Origin of the sequence: Microvirga sp. 17 mud 1-3, from assembly GCF_003151255.1 — a bacterium.
In the GTDB taxonomy this organism is placed as follows: Bacteria; Pseudomonadota; Alphaproteobacteria; order Rhizobiales; family Beijerinckiaceae; genus Microvirga.
In genome coordinates this window covers 3,245,793-3,264,665 of the sequence record NZ_CP029481.1, presented here as the reverse complement: position 1 = coordinate 3,264,665, position 18,873 = coordinate 3,245,793, and the positions used below count along the sequence as shown (strand labels likewise).

Annotated in this window: 16 protein-coding genes; 11 read left to right on the top strand and 5 right to left on the bottom strand. The window is 65.2% G+C overall.

The genetic code is table 11. The features are described from left to right. Positions 1 to 117 precede the first annotated feature (117 nt). Complete coding sequence (locus C4E04_RS15425) at positions 118 to 663, bottom strand: cytochrome c family protein (RefSeq protein ID WP_109598731.1); 546 nt, start codon at positions 661 to 663, stop codon at positions 118 to 120. A 263-nt stretch (positions 664 to 926) separates the two neighbouring features. Here C4E04_RS15425 and C4E04_RS15420 point away from each other — a divergent pair, with 263 nt between their 5' ends. The 3 genes from C4E04_RS15420 to C4E04_RS15410 are packed head-to-tail and all read left to right on the top strand — an operon-like array spanning position 927 to position 3,054. Further along, positions 927 to 1,670, top strand: a complete 744-nt coding sequence (locus C4E04_RS15420) for a 3-deoxy-manno-octulosonate cytidylyltransferase (RefSeq protein WP_109598729.1) — start codon at positions 927 to 929, stop codon at positions 1,668 to 1,670. Further along, positions 1,667 to 2,521, top strand: coding sequence for a prephenate dehydratase (locus C4E04_RS15415; protein WP_371682001.1), 855 nt, complete (start codon positions 1,667 to 1,669; stop codon positions 2,519 to 2,521). Before C4E04_RS15420 ends, C4E04_RS15415 begins: the two co-directional genes overlap by 4 nt. Next, positions 2,518 to 3,054, top strand: a complete 537-nt coding sequence (locus tag C4E04_RS15410; protein WP_109598725.1) for a GNAT family N-acetyltransferase — start codon at positions 2,518 to 2,520, stop codon at positions 3,052 to 3,054. Before C4E04_RS15415 ends, C4E04_RS15410 begins: the two co-directional genes overlap by 4 nt. A gap of 35 nt (positions 3,055 to 3,089) precedes the next feature. Here the strand turns inward: C4E04_RS15410 and C4E04_RS15405 are convergent, their stop codons facing one another. The 3 genes from C4E04_RS15405 to C4E04_RS15395 form a co-directional block, all read right to left on the bottom strand. After that, positions 3,090 to 4,520: an aldehyde dehydrogenase family protein gene (locus C4E04_RS15405; RefSeq protein WP_109598723.1), complete on the bottom strand. Its 1,431-nt coding sequence runs from the start codon at positions 4,518 to 4,520 to the stop codon at positions 3,090 to 3,092. Positions 4,521 to 4,550: 30 nt separating this feature from the next. Next, positions 4,551 to 5,894, bottom strand: coding sequence for an aminotransferase class III-fold pyridoxal phosphate-dependent enzyme (locus C4E04_RS15400; protein WP_109598721.1), 1,344 nt, complete (start codon positions 5,892 to 5,894; stop codon positions 4,551 to 4,553). Positions 5,895 to 5,967: 73 nt separating this feature from the next. Further along, positions 5,968 to 6,858, bottom strand: a complete 891-nt coding sequence (locus C4E04_RS15395; RefSeq protein ID WP_109598719.1) for a GntR family transcriptional regulator — start codon at positions 6,856 to 6,858, stop codon at positions 5,968 to 5,970. A gap of 85 nt (positions 6,859 to 6,943) precedes the next feature. Here C4E04_RS15395 and C4E04_RS15390 point away from each other — a divergent pair, with 85 nt between their 5' ends. Then, the gene (locus C4E04_RS15390; RefSeq protein ID WP_109598717.1) at positions 6,944 to 8,104 is read left to right on the top strand and encodes a C45 family peptidase; all 1,161 of its coding nucleotides are present in this window, start codon (positions 6,944 to 6,946) and stop codon (positions 8,102 to 8,104) included. 133 nt (positions 8,105 to 8,237) lie between these two features. Beyond that, positions 8,238 to 9,806: an ABC transporter substrate-binding protein gene (locus C4E04_RS15385; RefSeq protein WP_109598715.1), complete on the top strand. Its 1,569-nt coding sequence runs from the start codon at positions 8,238 to 8,240 to the stop codon at positions 9,804 to 9,806. Here C4E04_RS15385 and C4E04_RS15380 read toward each other — a convergent pair. Continuing rightward, on the bottom strand, positions 9,803 to 10,492 hold the full coding sequence (locus C4E04_RS15380; protein WP_109598713.1) for a GntR family transcriptional regulator: 690 nt from the start codon (positions 10,490 to 10,492) through the stop codon (positions 9,803 to 9,805). The genes C4E04_RS15385 and C4E04_RS15380 overlap by 4 nt on opposite strands. Positions 10,493 to 10,698: 206 nt before the next feature. On the opposite strand from C4E04_RS15380, the gene C4E04_RS15375 reads away from it, so the two are divergent. The 6 genes from C4E04_RS15375 to C4E04_RS15350 all read left to right on the top strand — a co-directional run bounded on the left by C4E04_RS15375 (position 10,699) and on the right by C4E04_RS15350 (position 18,856). After that, positions 10,699 to 11,589, top strand: coding sequence for a hydrolase (locus tag C4E04_RS15375; protein WP_109601181.1), 891 nt, complete (start codon positions 10,699 to 10,701; stop codon positions 11,587 to 11,589). 4 nt (positions 11,590 to 11,593) lie between these two features. Beyond that, positions 11,594 to 13,141, top strand: a complete 1,548-nt coding sequence (locus C4E04_RS15370; protein ID WP_109598711.1) for an ABC transporter substrate-binding protein — start codon at positions 11,594 to 11,596, stop codon at positions 13,139 to 13,141. Between the two features lie 21 nt (positions 13,142 to 13,162). After that, complete coding sequence (locus tag C4E04_RS15365) at positions 13,163 to 14,107, top strand: ABC transporter permease (RefSeq protein WP_109598709.1); 945 nt, start codon at positions 13,163 to 13,165, stop codon at positions 14,105 to 14,107. Next, a complete protein-coding gene (locus C4E04_RS15360) occupies positions 14,104 to 14,919 on the top strand; it encodes an ABC transporter permease (protein ID WP_109598707.1) in 816 nt (271 codons plus the stop codon). Before C4E04_RS15365 ends, C4E04_RS15360 begins: the two co-directional genes overlap by 4 nt. A gap of 1 nt (position 14,920) precedes the next feature. Further along, positions 14,921 to 16,615, top strand: a complete 1,695-nt coding sequence (locus C4E04_RS15355; RefSeq protein WP_109598704.1) for an ABC transporter ATP-binding protein — start codon at positions 14,921 to 14,923, stop codon at positions 16,613 to 16,615. A 405-nt stretch (positions 16,616 to 17,020) separates the two neighbouring features. Then, a complete protein-coding gene (locus C4E04_RS15350) occupies positions 17,021 to 18,856 on the top strand; it encodes an iron ABC transporter permease (protein ID WP_109598702.1) in 1,836 nt (611 codons plus the stop codon). Positions 18,857 to 18,873: the final 17 nt, after the last annotated feature.

The following is an 18,873-nucleotide window of genomic DNA, read 5'->3' as shown; positions in this document are numbered from 1 at the left end:
TGTCTTTTCACAAACCGATACATTTTTGTCCGGAATGGGACGAGCGCAAGGGCGTGGGCCCAAAACAAAAGCCGGGCTTTAGGCCCGGCTTTGCGACGAATGGGTGCTGAAAGCGCCTTACTGGGCGGCCGGCAGAGCCACCGGGTTGTCCGAGAGGGTCCGGAGGTAGGCCAGGATGTCGGCCCGCTCCTCGGGCTTGGCGACGCCCGCGAAGGCCATCAGGGTGCCGGGCACGTCCTTCTTCGGGTTGGTGATGAACTTGTCGAGCTCTTCGTAGCTCCACTCACCGCCCTTGGACTTCAGGGCGCCCGAATAATTGAAGCCCTCGTGCGACGCGACGGGGCGTCCGACCACGCCGTAGAGATCCGGACCGACCTTGTTCGGGCCGCCCTTCTCGAAGCTGTGGCAGGCCTGGCACTTCTTGGCGGCCGACTGGCCCTTCGCCGGATCGGCCTTCGCCAGGAGGACCGGAAGCGGCACGGACGGGGCTGCTGCAGCCTCGCCGCCGCCTGCGGCCGCGGTTTCCTCGGGAGCCGGAAGATCGTAGCCAGGGACGGCGGGGGTCTTCGGCGCGAAGATGCCGCTGGCGATGACGTTGACGCCGACCACGAAGAGCAGCGTCCCAAACACGGCGCCCGCGATCTTATTGGTCTCGATATTCATGAATCAGGCTCTCCTCGCCTTAATCTGCGGCGGAACCGGCGCGACGAAACGGATGGCGCGCGGGCGAGGGGGCCCGCGACCGTGGCGTTGCTTAGCCGCAGAGACGGGGGTTTGACAATGGGGTCCGGCGGTTTTTGGCCGGCCTCTTGGTCGCATAGCTCCGAAAAGACCGGCCTGCCTCATGCAAGGCCGAGGCGGCGTGGACCATGACAAATCTGCCCAGCCTTGGTAAGGACCCCCGAAATCCTGCCGATGTGCCCCTCATGTCCGACTCCCTCGTCCTGATTCCCGCCCGCCTCGCGGCCACGCGCCTGCCGAACAAGCCCCTGGCCGAAATCGCCGGCGAGCCGATGATCGTCCATGTCTGGCGCCGAGCCGTGGAGGCCGGAGTCGGCCCGGTCGCGGTCGCGACGGACGCCGAGGCCATCGCCGAGGCCGTGACCCGGGCAGGCGGCAAGGCCGTGATGACCCGCGCGGATCACGCCTCCGGCTCGGACCGGATCTTCGAAGCTGTGGAAAAGCTCGATCCGGAAGGGCGTCACGACGTGGTGGTGAACGTCCAGGGCGACCTGCCCACGATCGATCCCGCCGCTATCGCGGCGTCGGTCGCGCCGCTCTCCGATGCGGCTGTCGACATCGCGACCCTTGTGGCGCCCATCGAGCGGCTGGAGGAGCGGACCAACCCGAACGTGGTCAAGATGGTGGGAAGCGAAATCGCTCCCGGCCGGTTCCGCGCGCTCTACTTCACCCGGGCCACCGCTCCCTACGGAGACGGCCCCCTCTATCATCATATCGGCCTCTATGCCTATCGGCGCAAAGCCCTGCAGCGTTTCGTGGCCCTTCCGCCGTCTCCCCTCGAGATGCGGGAGAAGCTCGAACAGCTGCGCGCGCTCGAGGCCGCCATGCGCATCGACGCGGTCGTCGTGGGCGGCGTGCCGCTTGGGGTCGATACGCCTGAGGATCTCGAACGCGCGCGCGCCATGATCGCCGCCCGGAGGACATCATGAACAAGCTCATCTCGTTCCAGGGCGAGCCGGGAGCCAATTCCCATACGGCCTGCGAGCAGGTCCTGCCCGACTGGACTGTTCTGCCGTGCCCGACCTTCGAGGATGCCTTCGCGGCCGTGGACGAGGGCCAGGCCGGCCTCGCCATGATCCCGATCGAGAATTCCATCGCCGGGCGCGTGGCCGACATCCATCATCTCCTGCCGACATCCGGCCTCCACATCGTGGGCGAGCATTTCCTGCCCATCCATTTCCAGCTCATGGGCCTGCCGGACGCGGATCTCGGCACCATCAAGAGCGTGCACAGCCATGTTCACGCGCTCGGCCAGTGCCGCAAGATCATCCGCAAGCTCGGCCTGAAGGCCCATGTGTCGGGCGATACCGCGGGCTCGGCCCGCGAGGTGGCGGAGTGGAAGGACAGGACGAAGGCCTCGCTTGCGCCGCGCATGGCCGCCGACATCTACGGCCTCAAGATTCTCGCGGAGGACGTGGAGGACGAGGCGCATAACACGACCCGCTTCGTAATCCTGTCCAAGACGCCCAAATGGGCGCCGGCCGGGCAGGGGCCTCTCGTCACGAGCTTCGTGTTCCGCGTCCGCAACCTGCCGGCAGCCCTCTACAAGGCGCTCGGCGGCTTCGCGACGAACGGCATCAACATGACGAAGCTCGAAAGCTACATGCTGGAGGGCGGCTTCACGGCGACGCAGTTCTACGCGGAGGTGGACGGCCATCCCGAGGACCTCAACCTGAGGCGTGCCCTGGAGGAGCTGGATTTCTTCTCCCGCGAATTGCGCATCCTCGGCGTCTATCCGGCGAGCCCCTTCCGGGAAAAGATCAGGGAAGCGGCCGAGTGAGTTTTCACGTCGCCCCGGCGACGGTCGCGGATGCGGAAGCCATCGCCCGGGTCCATGTGCAGGGCTGGCGCGAATCCTATGCGGGTCTCCTGAACCCTGCCTCCCTCGCGGGCCTTTCGGTCGAGGAGCGGACCCGGATGTGGCGGCAGAACCTTGCCGAAACCGATCCGGGGAGGCTGGCCCTCGTCGGCCGGAACCGGGAGGGCGAGATCGTCGGCTTCGCGGCCGGCGGCCCGGTGCGCTCCGAAGGAGCGGAGCCGCTCGGTACGGATGCCGAGATCTACGCGATCTACCTCCTCGATCAGGCCAAGCGCCGGGGGCTCGGAAGGACCCTCATGGCAGGCCTGTTCGGTCACTTCGTGGGCCACGGTTTCGCGTCCGCGGGCCTCTGGGTCCTCAAGGACAACGAGGCTGCCCGCCGTTTCTACGAGACGCTCGGTGGACTGGCCGGGCCGGAGCAGGAACTGGAGTTGTGCGGCCAGAGAGTGACCGAGATCGTCTACCGGTTCGAGCCGATTCCCGTCCTCGCTTGAGACGGGCCGCGCGACAGGCGCGGCCCGGTTGTGCCTTAAGCGGGGTAGTATCCGAACATGGATTTGATTTCGAGGAACTCCTCGAAGCCGAAGCGACCCCATTCGCGGCCGTTGCCTGACTGCTTGTAGCCCCCGAAAGCGGCGGCCGTGTCGCCGCGCGATCCGTTCAGGTGCACCATGCCGGCGCGGATCCTGCGCGCGACGCGGCGGGAGCGCTCGATATCGCCCGACGTGACATAGCTCGAGAGGCCATAGACCGTGTCGTTTGCGATCTGGATGGCCTCCTCCTCAGTCTCATAGGGCAGGATGCTGAGGACGGGGCCGAAGATCTCTTCCCGGGCGATGGTCATGTCGTTTCGCACATCGGCGAAGACCGTCGGCTGCACATAATATCCCCGGTTCAGCCCCTGCGGACGTCCGGGCCCGCCGGCCACGAGGGTCGCGCCCTCCTTGATGCCGGTTTCGATGAGATGCTGAATGCGCTCGAACTGTGTGCGGCTGACGACAGGTCCAATGGTGGTCGTGGCGGCTCTCGGGTCGCCGGCCACGGTCTCTTCGGCGATGCGCCGGGCGATCGCGATCACCTCCTCCTGCCGGTCCGCCGGGACGAGGAGACGGGTCGGCGCGTTGCAGGATTGCCCGCTATTGGCGAAGCAGCCTCGTGCTCCATGGGTGACTGCAGCGTCGAAATCCGCATCGTCCAGGAGGATGTTGGGAGACTTGCCGCCCAGTTCCTGGTGGACCCGCTTCACCGTGTCGGCCGCCGCCTTGGCGACCAGGATGCCTGCGCGGGTCGAGCCCGTGAAGGAGACCATGTCGATGTCCGGATGACTCACGATGGCCTGGCCCACATGCGGGCCGTCGCCGTTCACCAGGTTGAAGACGCCCGCGGGCACGCCGGCCTCGTGCAGAATCTCGGCCACGATGAGGGCCGACAGGGGCGCCACTTCGCTGGGCTTCAGCACCATGGTGCAGCCGGCCGCGAGCGCCGGGCCGACCTTGCAGGCGATCTGGTTGAGCGGCCAGTTCCAGGGCGTGATCAGACCGACCACGCCGATAGGCTCGCGGGCGATCAGGGTGGCGTTGATCCGCTCGTCGAACACGTAGTCCTTCAGGACCTCGATGGCGCGGGTCAGATGGCCCAGGCCCGCCGGCACGTGGCGCTCGCGTGCGAAGGCGATGGGCGCGCCCATTTCGGTCGAGACGGCCTCCGCGAGATCATCGGTGCGCTGCCGGTAGATCTCGACGATCCTGTTCAGGAGATCCAGGCGCTCCGCGCGGGTCGTCCAGGCATAGGTCTCGAAGGCGCGCCGCGCGGCTGCGACGGCCTTGTCCACGTCGCCGCTCCCGCCCGCCGCAATGGTGGCGACAACCTCCTCGGTCGCGGGATTGACGACGTCGATGAGGTCCTGCCCGGCCGGTTTGGTCCAGCGGCCGTCGATATAGAAGTCATGGTGATGCTGCACGGTCTCGTTCTCCGGCTAGTTGCGTCGGCCTCAGTCCATGCGATGCAGCGCGGAGCGGATGCTCTCGACCGTCTGCCCGATCTGCTCCTCGTCGATGATCAGGGGCGGGGAGAGCACGATGAGATCTCCGGAGGCGCGCACCAGGACGCCGTCTTCGTAGCACATCTGCGCGCAGCGGCCTCCCCGGGCACCCGGCTCGCCGGCGCGGGGCGCCAGCTCCACCACGCCGAGAAGGCCGATGTTGCGGATATCTGCCACATGGGGTTCGCCCTTCAGGCTGTGAAGAGATGCCTCCCACACCGGCGCGATGGCGGCGGTGCGTTCGAAGAGACCGAACTCCGCATACACGTCCAGGGCCGCAAGACCCGCCGCGCAGGCGAGCGGATGGCCCGAATAGGTGTAGCCGTGAAAGAGCTCGATGGCCTCCGGAGGCCCCGCCATGAAGGCGTCGAACACGAAGTCGCGGAGAAGGACGCCGCCCATGGGCACGGCCCCGTTGGTCATGCCCTTGGCGCAGGTGATGATGTCCGGCGTGACGCCGAGCGCCTGGGCTGCGAAGGGCGTGCCGAGACGGCCGAAGCCTGTGATGACCTCGTCGAAGATCAGCAGGATGCCGTGCTTGTCGCAGATCTGGCGCAGGCGCTGGAGATAGCCCTTCGGCGGCGGATAGACGCCGCCCGAGCCGATGACAGGCTCGACGATCACGGCCGCGACGGTCGCCGGATCATTGATTTGCAGCAGGCTCTCCAGCTCGTCCGCGTAATGGGCCCCTGCCTCTGGCTGCCCGTGGGAGAAGCCCATCGAGGCCCGGTCATAGGGCAGGGAGAGGTGGAAGACATCGGGCAGGAGCGGGCCGAAATCGCGCTTGTGGCGTCCGATGCCCCCCACCGAGAGGCCGCCGAAGCCCATGCCGTGATAGCCCTTGGCGCGACCGATGAACTTCGTCCGCCCCGCATCGCCCCGAGCGCGGTGGTAGCCCCGGGCGATTTTCAGAGCGGAATCGACCGATTCGGAGCCGGAATTGGTGAAGAACACATGGTCGAAGCCCTCGGGCGCGACGCCTGTGAGGCGGCGGGCGAGATCGAATGCCCCAGGATGGCCCATCTTGAACGAGGAGACGAAATCGAGCCGGGCGGCTGCCTCGCGGATGGCCTCGACGATCCGGGGTTGAGCATGGCCCGCATTGACGCACCACAGGCCCGCCATGGCGTCCAGCACCCGCCGCCCGTCATCCGTGACGTAGTGCATGCCTTCGGCTCCGACGAACATCATCGGGCTCGACCGGAACTGGCGCACGGCCGTAAAGGGAAGCCAAAAGGCATCGCCCACGTCGTTGGCGAGCGGGCGTGCGGAAATCTGCGGCGAGGCAGTCATCGGGTGCTCCTGCAAGGATGGGTTCCGAAGGGAATTCGTGTTGAATTTTATATTCTAGAAATACAATTACGGTTCAGCCGGGATCGGGGCTGTGGCGCGACCTGACCTGGCTTGCCCGCTCCAGGTGGCGGCGCATGAGCAGGGACGCGATCTCCCGTTCGCCGCGATCCAGAAAATCGAGCATTTCAAGATGCTCGCGACAATTCACGACGACCCGCTCGAAGCCGAACTTCCAGTCATATTGCGAGAAGCGCCGCAGCTGGTTCTGGTTGCGGATTGCCGCGTGAACGAACCGGTTGCCTGAGGCGGCGGCCAGGCCCTCGTGGAAGGCTGCGTTCATCTCGAAGAAGGCAACGCTGGAGGATTCGGTCCAGGGGCGCTCCAGGGTCTCGTTGTGGAGCCGGCGCATGTGCTCGATCCAGCTCGGCTCCAGGCGGAAGCCAGGTTCGAGGATCCCCATCGGCTCGACCATCATGCGGAAGCGGTAGCTCTCGTCATGGGTCGCCGTATCCCGAGGTCCTGTCAGGAAACGCCAGCCGTAGCCGGGCTTGCGCTCCACCATCTCGAGCTCAGCCAGGCGTGCCAGCACCCGCTGCACCGTGGGGCGGTTGAGGCCGTAGCGGCGCATGATCTCGACTTCGGAAATCTCCTGCGGAAGGGCGTCGTTTCGCTGGTCGCGAGCGATCCGGACAAGCCACTCCTCGTCCTCGTCGACAGCGGCCGGAGGCGGAGCCCTGTTCGGCTGGGGAAGAGCGATCAACTCGACGCCGCGATTCGGCCTGCGGGCGACGATGCCCTGGTTCTCGAGGTGCTGGAGGGCGCCGCGCACAGGTGTTCGGGACACTTCCAGGCGTCGCGCCAGGCTGTTCTCGTTCAGCAGGTCGCCGATCGCGAGGCCGTCCTCATTCACGAGCTGGACGATGCGGTCGGCCAGATCCTGCTGCAAGCGGGTCGGAGAATGCACGTCACTTTCCCTCTTGATTGTATTCTGTCATGATGAAATACAATAGATCTGCAATAAACGCCAGACCCGTTGAGAGGCTACCCTAATGACACCAACCTGTCCGCTCGTCGAAGTATCCGGTTCCCCCCGTGAGCGGGGCCGCCAATATGGCGAGCAGGCAGCGGACCGGGTGCGTCTCGGGATCGAGCACTATTCAGAGCAGCTCGGACGCGACAACCTGACGGCTGAGGGCATTGCCCGGCTCGTGAAGCGTTTCGAGCCGACCATCGACCGGTTTGACTCCACCTATCTCGAGGAGATGCGCGGCATTGCGGAAGGCGCCGGGGTGGCCTTCGAATCCGTCGTGCTCCTCAACGCGCGCACCGAGATCCTGAAGCTCGCCCAGCGTCCCGACGACGAGCGGAATGTGCCGGACGACGATCCGGATGGCTGCACGGGGGTCGTGGTTCTGCCCGAGGCGGCCCGGGATGGGCGCTTGATCCATGCCCAGAACTGGGACTGGAAGGTGGAATGCGCCGAGACCGCGGTGGTTTTGAAGATCCGCCGGGAGGACGGGCCCGATATCCTGACCTTCACCGAGGCGGGCGCCCTCGGCCGCTCGGGCTTCAATGCGGCCGGCATCGCCATCACGGCGAACTATCTCGAAACAGACCGGGATTACCGCCGCCTCGGCGTCCCCCTGGCGCTGATCCGCCGCAAGGTGCTGGAGCAGAAGCAGCTGGCGGTCTCGATGCGTGCGGTCTACGCCACGCCGAAATCCGCCGCGAACAACATGATCGTCAGCCAGGCCAACGGCATCGCGATCGATTTCGAATGTGCGCCGGACGAGACCTTCCAGGTTCTTCCCGAGCGTGGGCTCATCGTTCATGCGAACCATTTCCAGAGCCCGGTCGCCCTCTCGAAGCTGAAGGATACCGGGATCGCCAATACGCCCGACAGTCTCTATCGCGATCTTCGCGTGCGCGCGCTCATCGAGCCGCATCTCGGCGCCGTCACGCGCGATACGGTGAAGAACGCCCTGTTCGACGATTTCGAAACGCCATGGTCGGTTTGCCGCCCGCCGCGCCGGAACCTCAGCAGCAACCTGAGCGCGACCGTCGCAATGATCGTGATGGAGCCCATGCTCGGCATCATGGAAGTCGCGATGCTGCCGGCACTCAACCGCGCCTTCACGACCTACAGGCTCGACATGGAGATCCAGCGGCCCTCCGAGGCGGTATCCGCGCCGATTGCAAAAGCCGTCTAAGGCATCCTGGGCGAGTGCGCCGGGAGACACTGGAGAGAACCGCTTCCACCGGTGGAAGCGGTTCTAAGCAGCGACCAACAGCTGCCGATCACAACAACAGAGCAGGACTTGTGAAGACGTGTGGAGGACCACGATGAAACTGAAGACGAACCTTCTTCTTGCCGGCTGCGTGTCGGCCCTGATGGCCGCGTCCGCGCTGCCCGCCTTTGCGCAGCAGTCAGCGCTTCGCATCGCGCTCAATGCCGATATCCGCAGCACGAATCCGGGCGTGAACCGGGACGACAACACGGATGCGGTCGTCCTTCACGCGGTCGAAGGGCTCGTGGCTTATGGGGAAAACGCCAGCATCAAGCCTTTACTGGCAGAGTCCGTGTCCATCTCGCAGGACGGGCTCTCCTACGTATTCAAGCTGCGCAAGGGCGTCAAATTCCACAATGGTGCCGACCTGACGTCGGAGGACGTGGCCTGGAACTGGAAGCGCTATACGGATCCGAAGACGGAGTGGCGCTGCCTTTCGGAATTCGACGGGCGCGGCCGTTCGCAAGTCGAGGCCGTCGAGACCCCGGATCCGAACACGGTGATCTTCCGCCTGACGAAGCCGGATGCGCTTTTCCTGGCGACGCTGGCGCGTACGGATTGCGGCATGACCGGCATCGTTCACAAGGATTCGGTGAAGGCCGACGGGAGCTGGGACAAGCCCATCGGTACCGGTCCCTTCAAACTGGCCGAGTGGCGGCGCGGTGAGTTCGTCAAGCTCACCAAGTTCGACGGCTACGCGAATCCTGGTGAAGGCAAGCCCGACGGCTATGCCGGGTCGAAGCGACCGCTCGTGGACGAGGTCCGCTTCATCGTGATTCCAGACAGTGCCGCCGCGAAGGCCGCGCTCCTGCGCGGCGACGTCGATGTGGTGCCGGATGTCGCCAACGCGGACGTGAAGGAGGTCAAAGGGAATGCAAATCTGGGCCTGTCCATCGCGCAGAACATGGGCCTGAGTACGCTTCTGATCCAGACGCGGGACCCGCTGCTCTCGAACGTGAAGTTGCGGCAGGCCATCGCAGCGGCGCTGGACACGCCGCAGATTGCCCAGGCGGTCACCGAGGGGCTGGCGAAGCACAACAACTCCATCGTCCCCTTGAGTTCTTCCTACCACACGGCGGCGCATGATCAGGGATATACGTACGATCCCGAGAAGGCGAAGAAGCTCCTGCAGGAGGCCGGCTACAAGGGTGAGCCGGTCGTGATCCTCACCAACAAGCGCTATCCGCAGACCTTCGCGTCCTCCGTCATCATGCAGGCGATGCTCCAGGCGGTCGGGATCAACGCGAACCTGGAGGTGCTGGAATGGGGCACCCAGCTCGACCGCTACAGCAAGGGCAATTACCAGATGATGGCCTTCCCGTATTCGGCGCGGCTCGACCCCTCGCTGAGCTACGAATCCGTCATGGGTCCGAAGGACAAGCAGCCGCGCAAGGTGTGGGACAGCCCGGAGGCCCAGGCTCTGCTGGAGAAGTCCATGGTCACGGCCGCTCCCGAAGAGCGCCAGAAGATCTTCGACGATCTCCATCGCCGGTTCCTGACGGAGGTGCCGTTCGTGATGCTCTACAACGGCGTCGAGGCGAGCGCCTTCCGCAAGAACGTCCAGGGCTATACCGCATCCGTCCTGTCCAAGCCGCGCGCCTGGGAGGTGAAGGTCGCCAACTAGACGACGCGTCGTGAATCGGGCTCAGCCTCTCCTGACCGGGGAGGCTGAGCCTCGGATTCCACGGGCATCCCCGTCTGCCGGATGTGAGCGGCCAGAACACGCCTGAGCGCCTCCGCATCCCGCGCCTCCAGCGCATCGATCATCATGAAATGCTCGCGGCCGGACTGCTCGATGCGCGCCCGGGTCTTCCACTGCGTTGCGGGCGCCGAGGGGCCGCGCCCACGCAGCTCCGTGACGACGTTGACCAGTTCCCTGTTGGTGCAGAGCTTCAGGAGACGCACATGAAACGCGATGTTCGCCTCGTATTGCTCGAGAATCGTCCCGGTCAGGATCAGCTCCTCGAACCGGGCGGCGAGCCGGCGAAGGTCTCGCAGGTCGGCCGCATTGACGCTTTGCACCATGCTCTCCGCCGCTGCGGTCTCGAGGATCACCCGGACATCGCGGATCTCGTCCGCCTGCCGGTCGTCCAGGGCATGGACGTGGTAGCCGCGGTTCGGAACATGGCGGACCAGGCGCTTCGTCGCCAGCTGGTCGAGGGCCCGGCGCACATCCATGCGGGTTGCGCCGTAACGGTTTTCGAGATCGATCTGCTTCAGCCAGGTGCCCGGCGTGAAGACGCCGGCCTGGATGTCGCGCGCCATGATGTCGACGAGGCTGGCGGGGGAACTGTCGGTCTTGGCAGTCATCGGGGCAGGGGACCCTCGGTTGCAGGAAACGGCGCCGTTCAGGCGGCAGCCTCCGGCCGGAAGGGCCGCCGGAGATGCCTGATGCCCAGAGTCAATAAATGGCCGGTCGCGCGCCGCACAAGAAAAAAGCCTCGGCGAGTATTGCCAAGACCGTTTCCAGATGCAAACATTTTGGCGCCAATCTTTACGCCAATCAGGTTTACCCCATGGACATAGCTCAAGCCTCACCCCCGCCCGACGGGGCCGGCAAGGTCGACCGCGGCCGCCAGATCTACGATCTCGGCCACACCACGGTCGTGGCCAGCCGGAGCGATCCGCGCTTCTCCTATTGCCTCTACGTGCCACCGACCTTGGGGCAGGGCGATCCTCCGGATCTCGTCGTGGCCATGCACGGGACGGGGCGCGCCTTCATGTCCTACCGCGATGCCTTCGCGGAGTTCGGCCGCTGGAACAACTGCGTCATCCTCTGTCCGCTCTTCCCTGTCGGAGTGCTGGGCGACGGCAACCGGGACGGCTTCAAGTACATGCAGGAGGGCGATATCCGTTATGATCGGGTGCTCCTGTCCATCGTCGAGGAGGTCGGCGAGCGCTATGATCTTGACGTCGCGCGCTTCGCCCTTTTCGGCTATTCCGGCGGCGGCCACTTCACCCATCGGTTCCTCATGCTCCACCCGGACCGTCTCTGGGCAGCGTCCGTCGGCGCGCCCGGCTCGGTGACGCTGCTCGACCCGACTCGCGATTGGTGGGTCGGGACGCGGGATGTGAAGGAACGCTTCGGCATCGACATCGACGTGAAGGCCATGACGCGCGTTCCGGTGCAGATGATCGTCGGCGCCGCGGATCTCGAGACCTGGGAGATCACCCATCGGGAGGGCGGGCGCCACTGGATGCCCGGCGCCAACGATGCGGGGCGGACACGCCCCGAGCGCCTGGACAGCCTGCGCCGCTCTTTCGAGGCGCAGGGCATCAATGTGCGCTTCGATCTGGTGCCGAACGTGCCTCACGACGGCAATCGCGTCGTCGGGCATGTTCAGAATTTCTTTGCCGATGTCCTGAAGAACAGGCGGGCCGGACGGAATGAGAAAGCAGAGGGGTAGGATCATGAATAAGACCATTGTGGCCGCGTTCGGGGCGGCGCTCGTGACGGCGGCTCCCGCTGCGGCTCAGTCCGTGACGGTGGCGCTCAACGCCGATATCCGCAGCACCAATCCTGGCGTGAACCGAGACGACAACACCGATGCGGTGGTGCTGCACATGGTGGAGGGGCTCGTCGGCTATAGGGAGAACGGGACCGTCGCGCCGCTTCTGGCCGAGTCCGTCAGCCTGTCGCCGGATGGAAAGACCTATACGTTCCGCCTTCGCAAGGGCGTGAAGTTCCACAACGGAGCGGATCTGACCGCCGAGGACGTTCTGTGGAGCTGGAACCGCTACATGGATCCCAAGACGGACTGGCGCTGCCGCTCTGATTTCGACGGCCGCTCCGGCCTGAAGGTCGAGAAGGTCGAGGCGACCGATCCTCTTACGGTCACCATGACCCTCGACCGCGCCAGCGCGCTCTTTCTCGATTCCATGGCGCGGACCGATTGCGGCATGACGGCGATCCTGCACAAGAGTTCGGCCAAGGAAGATGGGAGCTGGGACAAGCCGGTCGGCACGGGCCCGTTCAAGTTCGGCGAGTGGCGCCGCGGCGAGTTCGTGACCCTCACGCGCTTCGACGAATACCAGTCCCCGCCCGGGGACAAGCCGGACGGCCTTGTCGGAGCCAAGCGGACTGCTCTGCCGGAGGTGAAGTTCCTCGTGGTGCCTGACGCCTCCACCGTGAAGGCCGCGCTCGTCTCGGGCGCCGTCGATGTGGCACAGGTGCTCGACACCGACGTGCCGGAGCTGAAGAAAGCCGCGAATGTGGAGGTCGGCCTCTTCCCGTCGGCGACGAAGCACACCTTCCTGTTCCAGACCCGCGATCCGCTTCTCGGTAACGTGAAGCTGAGGCAGGCCATCGCGGCGTCCATCGACATGCCGCAGCTCGTGGCAGCGGTTTCGAACGGCAACGGCAGGCCCAACAACTCGGCCGTGGCCGTCACGTCGGCCTATTACGCCGACGCGCAGCGCAAGGGCTACACCTATGACCCTGCCAAGGCGCAGCAGCTCCTGAAGGAGGCCGGATACAAGGGCGAGCCGATCAAGATCATCGCCAACAAGCGCGTCCACGTGCCGAGCTTCAACGCGGCCGTGATCGCCCAGGCGATGATGCAGGCGGTCGGCATCAATGCGGAGATCGAAGTGCTCGAATGGGCGACCCAGCTCGATCGGTACAACAAGGGCAATTACCAGATGATGTCCTTCTCGTATTCGGCGCGCCTGGATCCTGCCCTGAGCTACGAGCAGTTCTCCGGCCCGAAGGACAAGCAGCCGCGCAAGGTGTGGGACGACGCGGAGACAGAGGTGCTGATCACGAAGGCGTCCGAAATCTCCGACCAGGCTGAACGCCAGAAGATCTTCGACGAGCTTCACCGGCGTCAGATGGAGGCAACGCCGCTCATCATCTTTGCCAATGGCCAGGAAGCCTGGGCCCACACGAAGCGCGTCCAGGGTGCGGATCCGTGGGAGGGCAAGCCCCGCGTCTGGGGTGCCCGCGTCGTGGCGAACTGATCGAGACGGGGAGGGACGACCATGCTGCGCTTCGCACTCAGACGGATCCTCATGGCCGTCCCGACCCTGCTCATCATGGCGGTTTCGGTGTTCGTCCTGATCCGTCTCATTCCGGGGGATCCGGCCTCCCTTATGCTCGGCGACCTCGCGGATCCCGCGAGTCTCGCCGACCTGCGGCAGCGTCTGGGTCTCGACCAGAGCCTTCTGGTTCAGTTCGGCATCTGGTTCGGCAATGTCCTGCAGGGCGATCTCGGCAACTCCATCACGTCAAGCCAGCCGGTTCTGCCGCTCGTGCTCGACAGGTTCTGGATCAGCGCCAGGATCGTGCTCGTGGCGGTTCTGTTCGCCAGTGCGGTCGCGGTTCCGGCCGGCGTAATCGCGGCCTGGCGGCAGAACAGCACCCTCGACCTGGCGTTGGTGGGTACGGCAACCCTGCTCCTGTCCATTCCCACATTCTGGCTTGGCCTTCTGCTTCTGCTGCTCTTCGGCCTGAAGCTCGAATGGCTGCCCGTCGTCGGCTATGTCTCCTTCACCGAGAACCCGACGGCAGCGCTTCTCTACATCATCATGCCGGTCATGACCCTGTTCCTCCACGAGATGGGCGTCCTGATCCGCATGGCGCGGGCGAGCACCCTCGAGGTGCTGCGGCTCGACTACATCACCCATGCCCGCGCGAAGGGGCTCTCCGAGAGCGCCGTGCTGTGGCGGCATGCCTTCAAGAACGCCTTCGGACCGACCTGGACCCTGATCGGCCTCGTCCTCGGCAACCTGCTCGGCGGCATCGCGGTGGTCGAGACGGTGTTCACGATCCCTGGCCTCGGGCGGCTTCTCGTCGATTCCATCTTCGCCCGCGACTACCCGGTCATCCAGGGATGCCTGCTCTTCGTAGCGTTCGTCTATGTGCTCGTGAATCTGATCGTCGATCTTCTCTATCCTGTCTTCGACCCGAGGGTGACTGCGGAATGAAACTACCAGCTCCCAACACGATCCTGGGTGGCGCGATCGTCGGTGTCGTCATTCTCAGCGCGCTCTCCGGTGCGCTCTGGACACCCTTCGATCCGCTCAAGATCAATTTCGCGGCCCGCCTGCAGCCGCCGGGGCCCGTCTACTGGCTCGGCACCGACGAATTCGGCCGCGATGTCTTAAGCCGTCTCATGGCGGCCGCGGCCACCAGCGTCTGGATCAGCCTCCTCACGGTCACGGCAGCCGTCGTGGCCGGCACGGCGCTCGGCGTCTTCGCGGGCTATGTGCGCGGCTGGACGGACCGCATCCTCATGGCCTTCAACGATGCGCTCCTGGCCTTCCCGGGCATCCTTCTGGCGCTCGGCCTGCTCGCCGTCATCGGCGCGAACAAGTACGGCATCATCCTGGCGCTCGGCCTGGCCTATACGCCCTCCGTGGCGCGCGTGGTGCGCGGCACCGTGCTGTCCCTGCGCGAGAAGGAATTCGTCGAGGCCTCACGGGTGATGGGCAATTCGGAGGCCTTCACGATGGCGCGGCACATCCTGCCCAATTGCGTCGCGCCGCTGACGGTGCTCGCCACCTCCATGTTCGGCTGGGTGCTCCTGTCCGAGAGCGCCCTGAGCTTCCTGGGGCTCGGCGTGCCGCCGCCCGCGCCCACCTGGGGTAATATGCTCGCCAGCAGCCGCGCCTTCATCGCCCAGGCCGTCTGGCTCGGCATCTTCCCTGGCCTGTGCATTTCGCTGACGCTTCTTGGCATCAACCTCATAGGCGATGCCCTGCGCGACAAGCTCGACCCGCGCATGCGAGGAGTGTGACATGGCCAAGACCGAACTTCTCAGCGTCGAGGACTTGAAGCTCACGGTGGCACGCAGCGGGATGGATGTCGTCAAGGGCATCAGCTTCTCGGTGGCGCCCGGCGAGATCGTCGGCATCGTGGGGGAATCCGGCAGCGGAAAGACCCTTGCGGCGCGCGCCGTCATGGGGCTCGAGCCACCGGCCATTCGCCGCACCGGCGGCACCATCCGGTTCGAAGGCCGGGATATCGCGCAGCTTTCCCCGGGTGAACTGAGGAAGCTGCGCGGGGCGCGCGTCGGCATGGTGTTCCAGGAGCCGATGACCTCCCTCAACCCGTCCATGCTCATCGGCCGGCAACTCGACGAGGGTCTGGCGCTTCACCGGAAGCTGAGTGCCGAGGAAAGACGGACGCTCATTCTCGACATGCTCCGCCGCGTCGGTCTCAAGGACCCGGAGGGGGCGCTGAAATCCTATCCCCACCAGTTCTCGGGAGGAATGCGCCAGCGCATCATGCTGGCCTCCGTGATGCTCCTGCAGCCGGCGCTCCTCATCGCCGACGAACCGACGACGGCGCTCGATGCCCTCGTGCAGCGGGACGTGCTGGAGCTGATGGTCGAGCTCACGCGGGCGCGGGGCACGGCCGTCCTCATGATCAGCCACGACCTTGCGATGGTGGCCCGCTATACGGACCGGATCATCGTGATGCAGAAGGGCGAGATCGTGGAGGAAGGGCCCACGCAGGACCTGCTGCGCGAGCCCAAGGACCCCTATACCCGCAAGCTCCTGACCGCGATGCCGCATCGCCTTCCGGCGCGGGATATTCCAGACACGGCGGTGCCCATCGTGGAAATCCGCAATCTCGTGGTCGAATACGGCGGCCGGCAGGGCCTCCTGCGCAAGGAGGCGGGCAAGCGGGTGCTGCACGGGATCGATCTCGCTATCCGACCGCGGGAGGTTGTGGCGCTGGTCGGCGGGTCGGGCTCCGGCAAAACGACCCTGGGCCGCGCGATCGCGGGGCTCCTCAACCCGACCGGCGGGGAGATCCGCTTTGCGGGACGCTCTATCGTACCCGGAAGCGAGGGCTGGAACGATTACCGCCTCAACTGCCAGATGGTGTTCCAGGATCCTTATTCCTCCCTAGATCCTCGGATGACCATCGGGGCGCTCGTCCGTGAGGCCCTGCGCCTCGTGCCGAATATGAGCAGCCGCGAAAAGACCGAGCGCGTCCGTGAGGTGCTGAACGAGGTCGGCCTCGGCGGCGAATATGCGGAGCGCTATCCGCACGAACTCTCGGGCGGCCAGCGCCAGCGCGTCGCCATTGCCCGCGCGGTTGTGCGCCGGCCTGCTTTCGTCATCGCGGACGAGCCCGTCTCGGCCCTCGACGTGACGGTGCGCGCGCAGGTGCTCGACCTCTTCGCGGACCTGCAGGAGCGGCACGGATTCTCGTGCCTCTTCATCAGTCACGATCTCGGCGTGGTTGAACAGGTCGCGGACCGGGTCATCGTCATGCAGGACGGGCAGATCGCCGAACAGGGGACGCGCGACGCCGTGTTCGATGGGCCACAGCATCCCTATACCAAGCGCCTTCTTTCGGCGATTCCGATCCTGGTGCGCACGGAACAGGATGGCGTGCGCCTGCGCTGGCGCGACGAGGAGGCCGCTCCGGGCCAAGAGGCCGAGATTGCTCGACCCGGGGCCTACGCGTCCCGCGCCTGAGGCCAGCAATAATCTTCAGACCGGCTGCTGGGGCGCACGAGCAACGCGCCTCGGCAGCCGGTTCTTTTTTGCGATCCTGTCAGAAGGCCTGTTGCACCGGACCTGTGGATGACCTTGCACGGGGGCTCAGCCTTGTTCAGATGACAGGATCACGTGAATTTCCGGCTTGAAGTCATCCCTTGAGTACATCCTCCCTCATAAAGGCACTTGCCAAAATTGCACACGCGTGCAAGCCTGACCTCATCGTCGCACTCAACCGCGCAAGTCCTGGCTTTGCGGGTCATGCAGGGTGGACGAGATGCGAACTGATCGCCTGCGGCAAGGCCGCGCGAGAGCGGATCAAAAGTCAGTCGCATGAGGAAACGCGAGCGGGCCGGATTCCGGCTCCTGGAAGGACGTGACGGAATGACGAGTTCGGCGGCGCCTGCGCAGATTCCATCGAGTGTTTCTCCCGCGAGAGCTCTCCTGAGCCGCCTCTGGCATTTCCTGACCCAGCCCGAACGCCTCCTCGGCATGCTGCTTGCTCTGATCCTCGGCGCGCTGGTCCTCGTGCCCCTGTTCGAGTTGATCCGCGAGACCCTTACGGTCCAACCTTACGACCGCGCCTACCTGCCTAAGGCGCAGCCGGGCGAGTTCACGCTTTTCCATTACGAGCGCGTCTTTGCCGGGCGCCTGTCCTGGGCGATCTTCTACAAGCCCTTCCTCAATTCGCTGGTGACGGCCTTTGCGGCCACGGCCATCTGCCTAACGCTCGGTGCAAGCCTCGCATGGCTGATCGTGCGCACGAATATCCCGTTCCGGAATTTCCTGCACACGCTGGTGATGATCCCCTACATGCTGCCGTCCTGGGTGATGGCTCTTGCGTGGATCACGTTCTTCAAGAACGACCGCATCGGTGGCGCATCCGGCGCCTTCGCGTATTTCTTCGGCGTCCAGCCGCCGGACTGGATCGCCTATGGGCCGCTGCCGATCATCATCTGCCTGTCGCTTCATTATTACGTCTATTCGTATCTGTCCGTCTCGAGCTCTGTAACGAGCGTCGACAGCCAGCTCGAAGAGGCGGGCGCGATGGCGGGTCTCTCGCGCATCAAGCAGCTTCTCTGGATCACCGCGCCCCTGCTCCTGCCGGCCATCGGCTCTGCCGTGGTGATGACCTTCATCCGCGTGGTCGGATCGTTCGGTACGCCCGCGGTTCTCGGAATGCCCGTGCGCTACTATGTGCTGCCGACGCAGATCTACGCCGCCATGGGAACGCGCAATGCCGGCGACGGCTTTCTGCTGGCGCTCGTTCTCGTGGTCCTGGCGTGCCTCTTCATTTTCATCAACCAGCGGCTCATCGGCGTTCGGAAGAGCTTCGTGACGCTCTCGGGCAAAGGCTTCCGCAGCAAGGAGATCGATCTCGGTCCCTGGCGCTGGCCGCTCTTCGGCCTCATCATGCTGCTTATGATCGCGGCGGTCGCATTCCCGCTCGTCCTCCTGGTCCTGCAATCGCTCATCAAGACGGCCGGCAATTACAGCCTCAGCAACCTGACCCTGCATTACTGGATCGGCGGAGGAGGCGAGGGGATCGACCAGCTGCAGGCGGCTCTGGTCGACAACGGGAACATCATCGACGCGACCTGGAACAGCCTCAAGCTGTCGTTCCTCACGGCCATGACGACAGGAATCTTCGGCTTCCTCATCGGCTATGTGGTGGTCAGGACACGCGGCTCCCTGACGTCCCGGGCCCTGGAGCTGGTGGCCTTCCTGCCATACATCTTCCCGGCGCTCGCCTTCGGGGCGATCTATATCGGCATGTTCGCCCGCCCGTTCGGGCCCATTCCGGCGCTTTACGGCACCTTCGCGCTGCTCGTGCTGATCTGTTCGGTCAAGACGCTGCCCTTCACGTCGCGCACGGGCATTGCGGCGCTCCTGCAGATCGACAAGTCCCTGGAGGAGGCTGCGCGCGTCCAGGGCATCGGCTGGCTCCGCCGTATGATGCGGATCGTCGTTCCCATCGCGGCCGGCGGCCTTCTCTCGGGCATGCTGCTCAGCTTCATCAGCATCATGCGGGAATTGTCGCTCATCATCCTGCTTGTCACGCCTTCGACCAATGTGCTCGCCGGCGTCATCTACAACTACCAGAACCAGGACATGCCTCAGCTCGTGGGCGTCGCAACCGTGTTGCTTGTCGCCATCGTGATCGCGGTCAACCTGGTCGTCCGCGCCTTGTCGAAAAAAGCGCGCGTCGGAGCGGCCTGACAGTCCTGCCGAACCGA